General features: G+C 65.6%; 8 protein-coding genes. All 8 read right to left on the reverse strand.

The features are described 5' to 3' along the window. Positions 1–68 precede the first annotated feature (68 nt). Positions 69–1076, reverse strand: a complete 1008-nt coding sequence (locus tag E5206_RS17160; RefSeq protein WP_136323539.1) for a GDP-mannose 4,6-dehydratase — start codon at positions 1074–1076, stop codon at positions 69–71. A 40-nt stretch (positions 1077–1116) separates the two neighbouring features. After that, positions 1117–2538, reverse strand: a complete 1422-nt coding sequence (locus E5206_RS17165; protein ID WP_136323540.1) for a nucleotide sugar dehydrogenase — start codon at positions 2536–2538, stop codon at positions 1117–1119. 581 nt (positions 2539–3119) lie between these two features. Beyond that, positions 3120–3575 carry a Fe-S cluster assembly sulfur transfer protein SufU gene (gene sufU, locus E5206_RS17170; protein WP_136323541.1) on the reverse strand — a complete coding sequence of 152 codons (456 nt, stop codon included), beginning with the start codon at positions 3573–3575 and terminating at the stop codon, positions 3120–3122. Between the two features lie 12 nt (positions 3576–3587). Then, positions 3588–4901 carry a SufS family cysteine desulfurase gene (locus tag E5206_RS17175; RefSeq protein ID WP_136323542.1) on the reverse strand — a complete coding sequence of 438 codons (1314 nt, stop codon included), beginning with the start codon at positions 4899–4901 and terminating at the stop codon, positions 3588–3590. A 587-nt stretch (positions 4902–5488) separates the two neighbouring features. After that, complete coding sequence (locus E5206_RS17180; protein ID WP_136323543.1) at positions 5489–8041, reverse strand: LuxR C-terminal-related transcriptional regulator; 2553 nt, start codon at positions 8039–8041, stop codon at positions 5489–5491. Between the two features lie 67 nt (positions 8042–8108). Beyond that, entirely contained in the window at positions 8109–10844 is a 2736-nt protein-coding gene (locus tag E5206_RS17185) for a LuxR C-terminal-related transcriptional regulator (RefSeq protein ID WP_136323544.1), read from the reverse strand. A gap of 262 nt (positions 10845–11106) precedes the next feature. Then, positions 11107–13857, reverse strand: coding sequence for a LuxR family transcriptional regulator (locus E5206_RS17190; protein ID WP_136323545.1), 2751 nt, complete (start codon positions 13855–13857; stop codon positions 11107–11109). Further along, entirely contained in the window at positions 13844–16588 is a 2745-nt protein-coding gene (locus E5206_RS17195; RefSeq protein WP_136323546.1) for a helix-turn-helix transcriptional regulator, read from the reverse strand. Before E5206_RS17195 ends, E5206_RS17190 begins: the two co-directional genes overlap by 14 nt. Between the last annotated feature and the right edge of the window lie 69 nt (positions 16589–16657).

The raw sequence follows: 16657 nt of genomic DNA on the forward strand, positions 1-16657 counted from the left end.
GAAGGCGGCCGCCCCCAGCCGGCGCTGCACCTTAATGGCCGCTGGTTCACGGCCGTCGTGACTTAGGTTTAGTTGTTAACCATCGTCACTTTCCACTGGACAGGGTCAGGTCGCATCTGCGGGCTTTGGTCCGCCGCAACGTTGCGGATGATCTGGTCCAGGGTGGTCTTCGGGTCGAACCCGACCAACTGCCGGGCCTTGCTGTTGTCCGGCACACGCCGCCGCATGTCCTCGTAGCCTTCGGCGTACGCCTCCTCATAGGGGACGAGGGTGATACTGCTTTCGCTGCCAAGAAGCGCCACGATGCGCTCGGCGAGCGTGAGAATGGAGATCTCATAGCTTCCCCCGAGGTTGTAAGCGTTGCCGTGGGCCGAAGCTTCCTCAGAGATCCTGGTGATCGCGGGCACGATGTCTCCCACATACGAGAAGCACCGTGTCTGCTTCCCGTCACCGTAGACAGTGAGCGGCTCCCCCGCGAGAGCCTGCTTCACGAGCCGCGGCACCACCATGCCGTAGCGTCCCGTCTGCCGCGGCCCCACAGTGTTGAAGAGCCTCACGATTGCCACGGGCAGCCCGAACTCCCGCCAGTAGGCGTGCGCGAAGGCTTCGTCGATGCCCTTTGCTGCGGCATAGGTCCACCGGGATTTAAGCGCGGAACCGAGAATCCGGTCGGCTTCCTCGCTCAGGCTGTCCGAGGTATTCTTCCCGTAGATCTCGCTGGTTGAGGCCAGAAGGAGCGATGCCCCGGCTGCCAGGACAGAATCCAGGACAACCTCAGTGCCGTGAATGTTCGTGCGCAGGCTCTCCAGCGGATGCTCCACGATCAGGTTCACGCCAACGGCCGCGGCGAGGTGGAAGACGCGGTCCGAACCGGCAACCACCTTGTCCACTGCTGATCTGTCCAGGATGTTCCCTTCAAGGAAATGGAATTTCCGGTGCCCGATGACGTTCCGCAGGTTCTCCAACCGTCCGGTGGAGAGGTTGTCCAGAACGGTTACCTCGTCACCCGCGGCCAGCAGGTGTTCGACAAGGTGACTTCCGATGAAGCCGGCTCCCCCAGTGATTGTGGTCTTCATTGCTCCTACCTTCTTAGTTCAGCTTCATCGGAAGAACGATTCACAGCCGCGTCACGTTGGCCCGGTTGGGAAGTCGATACGTCGTGTCCAGGACCGCCGGAGCATCCCTCAGCCAGTCGGTATCCATTGCCGTATGTTTCGTGTGCATGATCACCAGATCGGCCTCCCAAAGCGTCGGATCCTCAAGTGACTCGAGCCGGCCACCGTGCCCGTTAGGCGCGGTCGGGCACCACTGATCGTGGTAGGCCACCTCGGCGCCGTCTGCGATCAGCTCCGCGATGATTTCCAGGGCCGGCGATTCCCGCAGGTCTTCAACGTCGGGCTTGTAGGCCACCCCAAGGACGAGAATCCGGGCACCTGTGAGGCCATGGTTGCGTTCCGAGAGAATCCGGCGGGCCTTGTCCACCACCTGGTGCGGCCGACCCGCGATGCCTGCCATCGCGTGCTCAATAACCGGTGCCGTCACCCGGGCCTTGCGCAACTGCCACAGCAGGTAGTGCGGATCGCACGGGATGCAGTGGCCGCCGACGCCGGGGCCGGGAGTGAACGGCATGAAGCCGTATGGCTTTGTTGACGCGGCATCGATGACGTCCATGACCTCCATGCCAAGTTCGTGGCAGATATCCGCGAACTCGTTGGCCAGTGCGATGTTCACCGCACGGAAGGTGTTTTCCACCAGCTTGGTCATTTCAGCCACATCGGCGGAAGGAACCTTGTGCACGAGCTTGGTGCTTGCGCCCAGCAGCGCCGCGGCCGCGTCGCCACAAGCCGGCGTCACTCCGCCGACAACCCTGGGAACGTCCTCATGTGAGAAGGCGTCCACCCCGGGATTGATGCGCTCGGGCGAAAACGCCACGAAGATGTCCCGTCCCGGAATGAGTCCCTTGGCAGCCAGCGGCACGGCAAGGAGATCCCTGGTAGAGCCGACGTAAGTCGTTGACGTCAGCATCAGGAGCTGGCCCGGAACGGCAAACTCGACCACCGAGGCGCAGGCGGCCCGGAGAATTCCGAGGTCGGGAACGAGATAGGGATCCACGGGGGTAGGCACACACACCACGACCGCAGCAGCCCGTGCCAGCAAGGAAAGATCTGTACTGATCATGAACGAGGGGTCGCGGAGGGCGTTGCCTAACCGGACTTTGTCGGACTCCAGCAGGTCAGCCTCCTGGGCGCGGATCACAGCAAGCCGCGATTCCGACACATCGAGCCCGAGAACCCTGCGGCCGGATGCATTGACCGCAAGTGCCGTCGGCAGGCCTACATAGCCAAGACCCACGATGGCCACATCAAAGGTGAAGGTCTGTTCTTCTTCCACAATCTCCTGGAAGGGGACCGCCGCGTTCGCGTGCACCGGCGCCAAGTTCATGGCCTCTTCATCGGGCCACTCATGCGTCGCCTCCGTCAGTGGCGAGACTCCTGCCATCTTGGCTCTGCGATTTTTGATCTTGGTGTTCGGCGTCATGTTCGTCGACCTCCCGGTATTCATGCTGTCCCGTTGTTTTCCTGTGTCCCACTGAAAAAGGCCGACGACGGAGAGGTCTGGGTACTGCGGATACTGCCCAGCTCGTCACCGGTTCAAAAGTGGGTTCCCGCTCCCGGTAGGATGCAAGTCGCCCTGACCCCGAACAATGGGGAACCGGTAATGAGCGATCCCCGTGGCCGAAAGTCAGACGCAGCTTGCATTTTTCTGAGACCCCGCTTCGTCCCCGATTCTGTCTACGCCCCAACATGATTCAGCCTATGAACACAGCACTACTCCGGCACGAGTGGGCTCTACCCGTCTTTAAGGCACGTCAACCACTAAAGTGGCAGTCCGATACCCGTACCGGCGTCGGTCCACCACTCGATTGGCTACTCGATACCGCCGGGGCGGGAGAAATATCGCTCAGGGTTGAGCTCGACAGCTGGATTGCCGTATGCCGCCGACGACGGTAGACGCGCCAATAGCGGACCGCGCCGCCCGCGCCCTCTGCCGCGCCGGCGGCCTCTATGCCAAGACGGAATCACTGATCCTGCCCACAGAGGAGGCCAGCGGTGAGGGGATTAGTGGGACAGAGCCTGATTCAGGGCGTCCTCGGCGGCAACCCAGGACAGCATGGCGCACTTCACCCGGGCGGCATACCGGGCCACGCCCTCGAAGGCCGCCGCGTCGCCCAGGATCTCCGGATCGGCTGGAACTTTGCCGCGGGAGCGCAGCACCTCGCGGAAGCTGTCGATCACGCGGCGCAGCTCGTCCGCTTCCAGGCCCTCGGCCAGATCCGTCAGCACGGAGGCCGAGGCCATCGAGATCGAACAGCCCTCGCCGTCCCAGCGGAGCTCGCTGACCTTGCCGCCGGCCACCGAGACCCGCATGGTGATTTCGTCGCCGCAGACCGGGTTGAGCTGGTGCGACTGGCCGCTGCTGGCCGCTTCCGGAACGGCGGCCCCGGCCAGCCCGCTGCCGTGCCGCGCTTTGGCGTGCTCCAGGATGATCTGTTGGTACAGCTGGTCAAGACTCATGCAGTGCCGTCCTCAGGCTTGGAAGTATCCGCGGACACCCGCGACGGCGTCGAGGAACACATCGACGTCATCCGTGGTGTTGTAAAGGTAGGTGCTGGCCCGGGTGCTCGCCGTCAGCCCGAGACGGCGGTGCAGCGGCTGGGCGCAGTGGTGCCCCACACGGACGGCGATGCCGCGGCTGTCGAGGAACTGTCCGACGTCGTGCGCGTGCACCCCGGCGACGTCGAACGCCGCCAGGCCGATCCGCTCCTGGCCGGCGGCCGGACCCAGCACACGGATCCCGGGGATGGCCTCAAGCCCTTCCACGAGCCGCTGGCCCAGCTCCGCTTCCCACGCGTGGATCCGGGAGATGCCGGTTTCGCTCAAGTAGTCGACGGCGGTGGCAAGCGCCACGGCCTGCGAAATCTTCTGGGTGCCGGCCTCGAAGCGCTGCGGGCTGGGCAAGAATCCCGCACGTTCCATCGTGACGGTGGTGATCATCGATCCGCCGGTCAGGAAGGGCGGCATGGCGTTGAGCAGATCCGAGCGCCCGTAAAGACCGCCGATCCCGGTGGGGCCGAGCATCTTGTGTCCCGAGAAGACAGCGAAGTCCACGTCCAAGGCCTTGACGTCCAGAGGCAGGTGTGGGGCGGACTGGCAGGCGTCCAGCACTACGAGCGCGCCTGCGGCCCGGGCGAGGGAGACCAAGGTGGACACCGGATTGATCGTGCCGAGAACGTTGGAAGCGTGTGTGAAGGCCAGCACACGGGTGCGCCCGCCGATCAGGCTGGCGGCGGCGTCGAGGTCCAGTGCCCCTGCATCATCGACGGGGATGAACTTCAGCGTGGCGCCGGTACGTTCGGCCAACTGCTGCCAGGGAATCAGGTTGGCGTGGTGTTCCATCTCCGTGACCACGATCTCGTCACCGGCGGCGAGCGCGAAGCGGGCGGCTTCTGCAGAGGCGCCAGGGAGCGAGGCGTTCAGGAAGGAGTAGCTGAGCAGGTTCAGGCCCTCGGTGGCATTGGAGGTCCAGATAAGTTCGTCCGGATCTGCGCCGATGAAATCCGCCACGGTTTCGCGTGCGTCCTCGAAGGCTTCGGTGGCCTCCACCGCGAGGTGATGCGCACCCCGGTGCACGGCGGAGTTCCGCTGCTCGTAGAACTCCTGTTCGGCCTCCAGCACGCTGAGCGGGTTCTGCGAGGTGGCGCCGGAATCAAGGTAGACGAGCGGCTTCCCGTTGACGGATTGGTGCAGGATCGGGAAGTCGTTGCGGATCCTCAAGACCTCCTCGTTGCCCAGCGCTGCGGCTGAGCGGAGGAGATGGGCTGGTGTGGCAACCATTGGCAGAAACTCCTAGATCGGCATTCGCTGTGGCGCACCGTCCGCACCGACGAAGCCGACGCTAATACGTCACACAGATTAGACCTAATTATCTCACGTTCCCCTTTGGCTTCCTTCCGCTCCAGCAGCAGGACGCCAAAACGCCCCGCCGGGGCCTTACGGCTCCTGCGGGGCGTCGAATAGGGCGCCCGGTTGATTAACGCCCGTGATGGGTACAGTACAGGGAGCCGGCGGCGGCTGGGGGGAGAGCCTCGGTCTCAGAAGGCTCTGACGCCGCCGGCTCCGACCTTGGGGTACGGCTGCCGGTTAAGGCACCGTACGGCTCCAGTGAAGGAGTTCGGTGTGCCAGTTTGTTGAAAAGCAAGGTATTGGAAAGCTGAGTTTTTGAAAACCTAGGTCCGTCTTGGTTCGTTCTAGTCTTCATTCCCTGACTGGGTTAAGTCAATCGCTGGGGCCTGTGCAGCGCACGAGTAGGGTTTACCTGACTTCTGCCGGTGCACCCCTTCCCCACTACTTGGCAATACTCCCGCGGGTCCGCCGGTTCACCCGAAAATTACGCAGTCGCGGGCCGGTCCAGTTGGCAGCTGCCGATATTAGGCGAGAGGAGCCTCATTTTCCGCATCCGCCAGCTCCCCCCGCCGGCTAACCCCGAGCTTTCCGAAAATGCGGTACAGATGACCTTCAACAGTCCGCGCCGAAACGCAAAGCTGCACTGCGATCTCGGCATTCGTAGCCCCTCCGGACAGCAATTTCACGATTTCTGTCTCGCGCGGGGTCAGTCCGCCCTGGCGTTCGGTCCGGACAAGGTGCATGTTGCCGGCGATGCCGGCGGCAACCATCCGGTGGTGGACTTTCCGCTGGACCGAGGTGAGCTTCCACTTGTCGGGATCGCTTTCCAGGAAATGCGCTGCCTGCTGGGCGGCTTCCAAGGCCAGCAGCAGGTATCCGGCGCTCATCGCCTGGTCACTGAGCGCCACCAGCCGGGCGGAATCGGCGGCCGAAACGGCGACCGCGAAGGCCTGAACCAGCTGGGCCTCGCGCCCTTCGACGGCGCGGCTGCTTTCGGCCAACGCCGTCGCGGCACTCTCGTCCCCGGCGCGGAGCGCGAGCCTCCTGATCTCGGTCTCCACGCTCCGGAGCCCTTGCCGCTGGGCCGAGTCGGCAAGGGCCCGAAGGCTGTCCTCGTCCGCGCGACTCTCTCCCGCGATCTTTTCGGCGGCGGTGCAGTAGGCTTCCGCCAGCAGCCGTAGAGACTGCGGTTCCTCCTGGTGTGCCGAACTGCGGAAGGCAAGCGCATACTCCTGGGCCTCTCTCAACTGCCCCACCACCGCCGCAGCGTAAGCGGCCAGAGGGCGCGCGAACGCCAACAGTTCCCACGGATCGGCAATCAGCAATTCTTCCACCCCGAGGAGAAGTTCGGCCAGGCTTTCCCGCAGCCTGCCCTGTCGAAGCAGGGAATACCCGCCTATGGTGTGGGTGAGACCCCCGCTGTACAGCAGCCGCTCCGGCAGGGTCGCTGAATAGTCGTCGAGGGCGACGGTAATCTCTTCCCATTCGCCGGCCCGGACCAGGTTCATGCAGTGACGGGTCAGGAGGTCCTCGTAGACGAGAGGGAGCGCCTGGCTGGCACCCGCGGCACCGCGCCACGCCTCCCTGTCGGCGCCCAGCCCCGCCAGCACTTCTCCTCGTACACTCCGGACTTCGGCGAGCCTGGACAGCGCCGGCACGTACAGCTCGGGAGCCGCCCCGGCCGCTTCAGAAAGCGGCCGCAGACCGCCCTGAAGCTCCGGCAGCCGCGTCTCCCGGCCGGCTGGAGCCAGCGTCCCGGCTGTCACCTCCCCCTGGCCAAGCCTGGCAGCCAGAAGGGCCGCCAGGAACGACTGGCGGCCGTGCAGCAGGTCCTGGGCGGCTGAAAGCTCTTCAGTTGCCTCCTCTCGCATACCCAGGATGAAGTGGGAATACGCCAGCTGGATTTTGGCCTCCGGGAGGAAGCGCTGATGCCCGACCGCGCCTGCGGCCCGGAGCGCCGTCGCAGGGTCCAGCGCGGCGTTTGCTGCCGCGGCGGCCGCCAGCAGCTGCTCCGGTGGCGGCTGCGCGCCGCAGTCCAGCGACCAGCGCAACTGGTTGAGCACGGCTTCCGGATGGATTTCGCCGCCCGGAAGGAGGGCGAGCAGGCTCGCCCGGAGGCTGGCACTTCGTCCCGCCGGGACACGGCTGCGGATGATTTCGCCAATCAGGGGGCTCGCCGGCCGGACCGTTCGCTGGCGGTCCCGGGAGATGGTAATGATGCCCGCCATTTCCAGGGCGTCCACGACCCTGGGGCTGCTGAACCGGAGAAGCTGGCCGAGCGACAGCGGCCCTGCCAGGGCGATGATGGCTGCAGCGGCCTTCTCCTCGGGCGGGAGCGAGCGCACCTGGTGGTCAACGAGGTCCGCTGCCGGAATGCCAGCCAGTTCGGGCTGCTCGTGCAGGAACCAGATGCCTCGGCGCGTTGCGATGGCACCGCTTCGGCGTGCGTGTCTGATCAGGGAGATCAGCATAAGGGGGTTGCCGGCGGTCAAATTGCAGAAGAGCCCGCTCACCCAGGGGGAAACTTTAGCCTTCAAGACCCGTTCGCAGAGCTGGTGGACTTCGGGCCGGCTGAGCGGGGCCAAGCCGAACTTCGCGAGGATTCCGTCATCCCAAAGAGCCAGGAATTCCTCCGGGATCAGCGGTCCGGGCCGGGAGCTGGCCAGCAGCTTGGCGGCGCCGGTGGCAACTGCCTGCGCAACGAGCTCGCGGGTTCCGCTGTCGAGGCTATGGGCGTCGTCGATCACGAACAACGCGAGACTCTTTTCCGCCCGCAGCCTTGCCGTGACGTCGCTGACAACGGCGGCGTAAGAATCGAGATCATCGACCGGCAGACCGGCAAGGTGGGGCGAGAGGGCGCCAAACGGCACCGCGGCCAGTGCCGGGGTTGCCGTGAGCCGGATGACCGTTCCCCGTGGCCGGAACTCATCCATGACGGCCTTGACCACGGCGGACTTCCCCGAGCCCGGGCTGCCCGCAATCAGCACTCCGCCCTTCCCCTCGTCGCGGAGGCACCGCAGCGCGTCCCTGATAACGCCGGAGCGACCAATCAGTGCGCGGTCAACCAGGCTCTCCACGCGGAGTCCCTCCCGTCACCGAGGATTGTCCCAGGGTCCCGCGGGGCGCGGATCCCGGGGTGTGCTGTCAGCCGAGGCGGGCGCTGGCGGCCGGCGCCGCGAGTACATCTTTCAGCTCCGACCGGCTTGCGACGTGGAGTTTGGCGTACACCTGGTAGAGATGACCTTCCACCGTGCGCACCGACACGTGCATCTGTTCGGCAATCTTGCGGTTCGTCGTCCCGGCTGCCGCCCGGACCGCCACTTCACACTCCCTTGCCGTCAAGGTCGAGGCGGTGAGCGAATGAAGGCCGTTCTTCGGGCTGCCGAACGAGTCGTCGAGCGATTGCTCAGTGCGCTGGGCGACCCGAAGGGCTATCCGGTTCCCGGCGTCGTTGGCGCAGGTCACGGCCTTGCGGGCGGCGTCCCTGGCAAAAACCGCGTTTCCCGCAGCTTCGAAATCCTTGGCCGCCGCCAGCAACGTTTCGCTGGCCGACTCCTTCATGCCCTCGGCGAGCCGGGAGCACAGCAGGGCAAACTCGCCCGAGACCCGGCCGGCGAGCGCGTCGAGCTTTTGGCTCACTTGACGGTCGCCGAGCCTGGCCGCTGCGGAAAGGAAGAGCAGCCCCGTGGCCACGGCTCCGGCGTCCGCATCGCTGTCTGCTTCGGCAACGAGCGTGCGGATTGCAACGGCGCGCTGGCCGAGTTCGGCCAAGGCGCAAAGCTCAAAGTACCGCGTCATGCGGCCCACCAGCCAGGAGCTGCGGGGTTGGGGCTGCGTCAGTTCCGCGAGCAGCCGGCTGGCCTTTTCCTCGTCCCCGTGCAGCCCGGCCGCGTAGGCGCAGGCCGCCGTGGCCAGACCGGCCAGGGACTCGGGGTCCTGTGTCCGGAGCTGCCACATCCCGGCCTCGAGCCACGGGATGGCAACGTCCAAGTGCCCGGCATGAAGATCGATCAGGCCTTGCCCGATCTCGAACATCCCCCCAAATCGGGAGTGCGGGTCGGAGGTTCCGGATGCGGCCGAAAGGAAGGCGGATGCGTCCCTGAACTTCGCAGAAAGCAGCATAAGCAGCAGGAACCGCCCCCTTATTTCGCGCATGGTGGGGTCAGCCAGCGGAACTGTCGCCGCCGCCGCGATGACCTGCTTGCCCAGCCCCATGGCGCCGGGAACGTTTCCGCTGACGGCCAGGGCCTCGCAGAGCAGGCTCGCGGCGAGAATTCCTGTCTCGGTGCCCAGCGCAGAGTCAAGCTCCTCCCGGATTTCCAGGACGTCCTCGTAGCGGCCCTCGAAGACTGCCAGTTTTACCTCGGCCAGGCGCAACTGCTCCAGCGCTGCTCCCGCCGCGGCCGAGTCTTCCACAGGCAATCCATCGAGTCGTTCGCGGACCAGGCGCAGCCTGGCGCGGGCGTCGGCCGCGGTTACGGGGCTGCGCTGGTCCAGCCCGATGCGAAGCAACTGCACGGCGACCCACTCGGCCAGCGGAAGATCCGCACCGGCGGAATCATCCAGGCTGTGCAGGATCCGGCGGGCGGACTCGTCGTTGTTGATCGAAATGTGGGCATGCACGGATTCGATGGCCACTCCGGCGGATGCCCCACTGCCATCGATTTCGCTGATGAACCTCAGCGCCGCGGTTGGATCCGAAGCGTTGTTGGCCAGACGCGCAGCCTTCAGGGCCAGTTCGGGGCTAATCTTTTCCCCGCAGTCCAGGGCCCACGCCACACCCGTGGAACCGCCGGGTTCGGCCTGCTCGGCGTCTGTCAGCACGGCTGTGAGCCGGCGCCTGAGTTCCGCGCTCCGGCCCGGGGGGACGACACTGGCGACGATTCCGGCCGTGACCGGGTTGGCGATGCTGACCATCGGCGGATGATCATGGCTGACATGGATCAGGGCCCTTTCCTGCAGCGCATCCATGTCCTGCGGGTTGAAGATGCTCATGAGCGTCTGCAGCGGAACGGCGCCGGCGAGGGCCAGAAGCTCAAAAACGTCGCGCTGGCCGGGACTGAGCCTGTTCAACCGCGCCTTGAGGATGTCCCGCACTTCCCCGGTCAAGGCGATGGGCCTGCTTCCGAGGACCCAGGTGTCTTCCTGCCGTAGCACCGTGCCGAGCCTGATCTGTTCCCGCGCCAGTGAGTGCAGGAAGAGTGCGTTCCCACCGCTGGCGCTCCACAGGGCCCGCGCAGCCGTGTGTGAAAAATGCCCCCCGTATTCCTGGTTGAGCGTAGCGGCCGTCTCGGCGAAATCGAAAGGCCCCAGGTCCACGCGGCGGAGCAGATCGTCCTTCCAGAGACCCATGATGTCGCCACCGACCTGGGGAAGGTCCACGCAGGCGGCAAGCAGCGTCACGTGCCCTCCGGCGCTGAGCTGGGCCACCATCATGCAGGACAGATCGTCGAGGTCGTGTGCGTTGTCCACGAACAGGATGATGGCGCGGCCCTGGGCCTTGGTGTGGAGCAGTTGGGTGAGCCCCCGCAGCACCATAAGAGGGTGCTCAAGATGGGAGGCATCGAGTTCGTTCAGGAGGACGCTCAGGGCGCCGTAGGGAAGCCTGGAGGAAATGGAGCTGCCCCGTACCTGGACCACCATATAGTCCTCGCCGAGCTGCTCCAGGGCCCGCTGGGCAATGAAGGATTTTCCGGCCCCGTGGTCCCCGACGAGGACGACGCCGCAACCTGAGCCCGATGTCAGCGTCTCGACAACATCAGCCCCGATCTGCTGGCGGGTGAAGGGCTTGTCATACCGTCCCTGGGTGAGCCTCGGTGGTGATGGAATAGCGTCTGTTCTACCGCTGCCCGCAGGCAATCCGGCGTCTTCCTGAAACATGGGTGAGACCTTCGCAATCAAAGTTTGACCAGTGATAAGTCCACGGTATGGACTTTGGCGAATTTCCGGATGCGTAAGTAGTACTCGATTCGTGAGCAGGTATTCGGCCCGGGTCTACGTAGCTGTACTCAGATGGCCTTGAGCCGCCGACGGTCCTAAACCAAGTATTCGGCGAGCCTCATCAGGTGTCGCTGCCCGTAGCCTCCTCCACGCAGACAACTGCCACCGCCCGGAACGGCTGACTGCCGGCGCGGCAGCCCCGCTATCCCGGGGTTCCGTTTCCGTCGTTTGCCAGGCCCGGGAGTTGTTCACGACCCTTGACGTTGAGCTTGGCGTAGCTCCGGTACAGGTGGCCTTCCACCGTCCGGACGGACACCTGGAGCTCGGAGGCGATCTGCCGGTCGCTGAGGCCGCGCACCGCGAGCGCCACAATGTCGCGCTCCCGCCGTGTCAGGATTCCAAGGGCGCCTTCGGGGCCCGCCGGATCCTCACCTGCCCTGTTGTCGGCCCGGTCCAGGCAACGCTTCCGCTGCCCGCTCGCCATGCGTTCCCTCAAGGTGTCGCCGGCGGCCCGGTAGGCGTGGGACGCGGCATCATAGGCGAGTGCCGCGAACCCCCACAGCTCGGCAGCTTCGCAGCTCTTCGCGGCCTCCAGGTGATCCGCGGCCTGGTCCGTGCTGATGGCGCCGGCATAGTCGCAGATTGCTGCGGCCCGGCGGCCTTCGAGATCGGGCTTCAGCTCCAGCAGCCTGGACGCCGAATCCCGGTCGCCCAGGGCGAGGCAGAATGCGAGCGCGTCGAGCTCCAGCCCTTTTGTGTTCCTGGCCGGATCGGGACGTCCCAGCCGCTTGAGCGCTGCTATCGCACCCGGGTAGTTGCCCAGGCGTGCCTTGCCGTAGATGATTGCCATTTCGGCGAGAATGCGCAAGTACCGGGAGACAGGCCCAAGGGCTGATTCATAGTCTGCCAGGAACAGCGCCGACTTCTCCTTGGCACCGACCTCCGCGGCGGCGGCGAATGCCATCGCGGCGGTCAGTGCGAAGAGCTGCTGGGGGTCCTTCAGCCGCAAGGCTTCCAGTGCGGCGCTGAGCGTGTCCAGCGCCTGGCTGGCTTTCCCCTGGTAGAGCATGATGATTCCATGCGCCGCGTGGACTCCCCCGCCGAACGAGATCAGGGTGGGCCCGGCCGCCGCTGAAAAGCCCGCCAGGAGATTCGTCGCCGCCTGCCAGTCACCGCCGTGGATGGCTGCCGCCGCCGCGCGGACAACCAGGAAGTCCGTGAGGCAGTACAGTTCGTCGGGCTCGGAACCTGCTGTTTCAGGGGCTTCGGACGCCACCATGAACGCGCTGAGCGGCTTGCCCTGGACGATGAGCCGTTCCGCTTCCAGGGACTGCCGGAATACCCCTTCGAGGTAGTTGGCCGGCGCTGGCCGGCCGGCAGCGCTGGCGGTTGCCGACACCGCGACCGCTGCCGCCGCCGGCGCGTCGTCTTCCCCGTACTCGCCCGCCAGGGAGAACACCATGCTGCGGATGGTCGCCAGGCGTTCGTTCGTGGCCGCGAGGATGCCCTCGGCGCCCTCAGGGTTGTCTTGGGCCAACTGTTCACCGGCACGCAAAATTGCCCCGGTCCGGTCCATGATGTCCGCCGGGGTATGGCCCAGCGCGGACAGGACGGCCGCCCACAGCAGCGATCCCGCGAGCAGGCCCGCGACTGTGTTGCCCCGGCCGACGTCGGCCTCGAGGATGTCCCGCGCTGCGGCGTAGTCGGACATGTTGTAGTGGGTCCGCGCGAGCACGGACCGCGCCGCCATCTGCAGCTCGGGATCCTTGACCAGCGATGCTGCCTTGCGGGCCAGTTCGTCTTCATAGAGCCTGCTTGCCAGGACTGCGGCCCGGAGCAACTGCCGGTCCTCGACCTCGGCTCCGCATTCCATCGACCAGCTCACGTGGCGCAGCAGCCCTTCGGCCGAGACGGGCTCATGATCCATCAGGCGCAGAAGACTCTGCCGGAGCTGAAGGCTCCGCGCCGGGGAAATCAGGTTCCGCAGCGTATCCCCATACACGGCATGCCACAGCCGCAGCTCGGGAATCGGGGCAGCTGACACCCGGATGAGCTCGTGTTCGATCAGTGCCGCCACTAGTTCTTCACCAACGACTGCTTCAATCAGTTCCCGGGGCACCGGCTCCGCGAGGGCAACCAGGTTCAAGGCCTGCCGCTCATCCGGTGACCGCTGGAGCAACTGCCTCCGCACCACATCCGTCAGGCGGTCGCCGTGACTTTTCAGTTGCCGTGTGAACAGCCATACTCCGTTGCGCTGCAGGAGCGTTCCGTCATTCCGGGCATCGTCAAGGAGGCCGTTTAGCAGCATCGGGTTGCCGCCTGACGCCTCCCAGAGGATCTCTGCGACGGTGGGCAGCACCCGTGGGCCCAGTTCGAGTTCGAGCATTTCCGTCGTTTGCGCCAGGGTCAGTGGCCGCAGGTCATGCCGCTCGGCCAGGCCTTCAAACCACAGCTGCAGCAGCGGTTCCGGCAGTCCGTGACGGGCTGCCGCGCCCACCAGCAGTTTCGCCCAACCGGCGGCGGCGAGTTCGGCAAGGATCCCTGCCGTCGCCTCGTCCAGGTCATGGGCGTCGTCAACAATCAGCAGCAGGGGCTTGTGGGTGGCGCGCTTTTGCTCCTCCAGATGGGACCACAGCGTCCTCAGGACAGCCAGCTGCGACGTCGCCTCCTGCACCGGGAGGCCGACGATGAACGGACCCAGCACTCCGTAGGGCACATTTGTCAGCGAGGGGCTGCCATGGATGCGGACGGGCGTCACCTCGGAGCCGAGCTCGGCCACGATGGCTTCCATGAGGGTGGATTTGCCGATGCCGCTGTCCCCGAGCAGGAAGACGGCCACAGGGGTCCCGCCGTGGATGGCCGCAACAGCCGACTGCAGGTCATCCGCCCGACCCGTCAGTGCGGGGGACGATTCGGTCCCGGTAGCCGCTGCGCGAGTACTAGATGAGTCCAAGCAGATCACTTCGCGAGGATACTCCGAGCTTCGTGAACACCTGATACAAATGACCCTCCACCGTCCGCACGGATATCCCGATATTCAGTGCAATGTCCTTGTTGGACACGCCGTGGCCGGCAAGGGTGGCTATTTGCCGCTCCCGCTCCGTCAGCAACGGACCCTTGTTCCGAGGCACGATGGGCAGCGCCGGAACGGCTTCCGAAAGGCTCTCGAGCATGCTGTACGCGGCGTTGGCGCTGCCCGTCTGGCCTGCCGCCTTGGCAAAGTCGAAGGCCAGGGCGGCACACCGCGCCTGGACGGCGTCAAGTTCAAGGGAGATTGCCAGTTCGGCGGCTTCGAGCATGACCGACGCGTCCTTCTTCCGGCTGCCGATCGCGATGACCCGGGACAACTCCGCCAGGGGGCCCTGACGCAGGCCGGCGATTTCCTCCATGTACTGGAAATCCTTGACGGTGCCGTTGACGGTGGCACCGAGCATCCAGATGCCGGCCAGGGTATAGCGGCCCTTCCGGAAGTGCCCTTCGGCCGACCGCACCAGCCGGTCCTTCGCCTCAGGGTCGCCCAGCCACCGCGACGCCATGTCCAGGCAGAATTCGGCTGAGCTGCTGACCGTGAACCGCGCCGCCCCGTCAGCGGACCGGGCACGGTCCAGATAGACCGCAGCCTGGACCGAGTTGCCCGTCTGGGCGTAGGCAAAGGCGGTAGCGGCGTAAGCCTGCCGCAACGAATGCAGACTCGACCGGACCTCGAGCTGGGCGATGGCAGCCAGCAGCGGGTCCAGCGCCATATAGCCGCGGCCCGCGTAGACATAGGCAAGGCCGACTGCGAGGTCTGTCGCCGCACTGCCGGAATGCAGCCCGTGGCCGGCACGGCCGCTGGCGTCTTTGAGCATGTCGATGCTCTGACGCCATTGTCCGGACAGGAGCAGGACGTTGAAGGATCGCCAGGCAAAATTCTCCCGGATCCGGGGGACGTTGGACCATTCGCCCAGCTGGCCGCCTATTTCGCGCATCAGCTTGCGGGCGTCGACTTCCTTCCCTGTCATACACAGCGCTTCCATCAGGATGATCGATGCCCTGAGCCGGTGGACAGGATCAATGGCGTCGACGTCCGCTGTGGCGGCCGCGTGGAGCCGCTCCATCATGGGCTGGTACTCCCCGATGAAGGACAGGTAGTTGAACTCGCACAGGTCCAGGCACAGGGCCGCCCGGGAAAGCTCGTCCGGGGCCGTGGCGGGCTCGTTGACACTGAGGTCGAGGAGCCGCGCCCGGGCCTGCCGGATCAGTTCGGGAACCTGGCCGGAGCGGTCCGACAGCCACGCCATGCAATCGGCTTTCGCCGCCACAAACTCGGCAAATGCCTCCACCTTGAGGGCGTTGATCTGCGGCTCGGAGACATCGTCCAGGGCCGACATCGCCTGCAGGGGCAGGCCCAGCTGCAGGTACGCGGCCGATTTCTGCAGCTGCCCCTCGGCCCACTCCCGGTCCCCCGGATTCAGGCTGCTGGCGCATTCGAGTGCGAACTTCGGGTCGAAGAGCCTGACGGCGGCACTGGCTGCAGCCAGTGCATGGGCGGGCGCGAGCTGCGCCCCGCAGTCATGTGTCCATGCCGCGTAGGCGAGCAGGTCTTCCACGGTCAGCTCGGCGAGCTCGTGCTGCTGGTGTCCGGGGACCTTGTCCCTCAGCTCCAGCCGTCGTTCAACGCTGAGCCAGTTGCGGACGATGTCCCCAAGGTAGCGGTCGCCGAGCGTGACGAAGTGGCGGTCGGTGCGGTCAACGACGATCTGGCCCGCGTCCTCCATGTCCGCGATGAGGCCCGAGCTGTACATCTTCGCCAGCCGGGACAGGGACATGGTCCGCGCACAGGACAGAACTTCGATAACCTCGCGTGCCACGGGCGTCTCACGGGCGTACCGGGCCCTGACAATGTCTTCCAGCGCCGTGCGGCCATCGAGGACCACCTCGTCGACGAGGGTCCACACGGATCCGGACAAAACGAGGTTCCCGCGTTCGATCTGTTCCGAAACAACCGCCTGCAGCAGGGTGGGGCTGCCACCGACCAGTTGGTGCATCTGGTTGGCCAGCGCGCTCGACACCCGGTGGCCCAGAGCGGCCTGCAGCACCTCCAGTGTCTCCAACTCGGTCAGGTTGGCGAGCCGGACCTCAGCCAGCTGTCCCGACGTGATGAGCCAGTAAAAGTCGGGGGGAAGATCGGTGGTGCGCTGGGCAGTGGCTATCAGGCGTGCGGTGTGGGTCTGCAGCAGGTTCATCAGCACACCCGTACTCAGCTCATCCAGGGCGCCGGCGTTGTCCAGCAGGATGACGCACTTCCGTCCCGCGGCATCGCTACGGATCAGGGAGGTTATTCCATGGAGAATGGCGGTCGGTGATCCGAGGGAACTCTGCGGCAACCGTGCAAGGGTGAAGGCAAGGCATCCGTACGGCGTTGCGGAACCGGGACCCGAGGTGCGGAGCTGGAGGGTGTAGACGTCCGGACCGAATCCCGAGAGTGCTGTCCGTCCGACGAGGGATTTCCCGACGCCCCGGTCACCGGTGATGACGACGCCCATGCGGTCTTCGGCGAGGAGTGCCTTCCGGACCCGGTCGGCGTCGGCGTTGCGCGCGAGACCGGACCACCTGTGCCTGTTGACCGGACCGGCAGCATGCTCTTCTTCGGCGGGTGCCAATGTAATGGAAACATTCCCCCAGCCCAACGAATCCCTCGACATCTAGTTTCCTTCGTACTGCTTTGCGGACAGCAAACCCCAGACTGCCCGCTTAGAAGTAGCGTATCCCTA

It is taken from the genome of Arthrobacter sp. PAMC25564 (assembly GCF_004798705.1).
GTDB lineage: Bacteria > Actinomycetota > Actinomycetes > Actinomycetales > Micrococcaceae > Arthrobacter.